General features: G+C 41.2%; 1 pseudogene. It reads left to right on the plus strand.

The annotated features are described in order from the left end of the window. Positions 1-255, plus strand: a pseudogene (locus BEN26_RS14000) (RNA-guided endonuclease TnpB family protein); the annotation flags it as partial.

The raw sequence follows: 255 nt of genomic DNA on the forward strand, positions 1-255 counted from the left end.
CGTTGGCAAACGCTCAACTGAATTTGCAGAAGGCATACCAAAACTTCTTCTCTGGTCGTGTTGAATTTCCTAAGTTCAAAAGCCGCAAGGCGAGACAGTCCTACACAACCAACGTGGTCAACGGAAACATTATGCTTTTGGATGGCTATATCAAATTACCGAAACTGAAACTTGTAAAAATGAAACAACATCGGGAAATCCCGTCACATCATATCCTCAAGTCTTGTACGGTTTCTCGAACAAAAACAGGAAAAT

Origin of the sequence: Tepidibacillus sp. HK-1, assembly GCF_001748485.2 — a bacterium.
GTDB lineage: Bacteria > Bacillota > Bacilli > Tepidibacillales > Tepidibacillaceae > Tepidibacillus_B > Tepidibacillus_B infernus.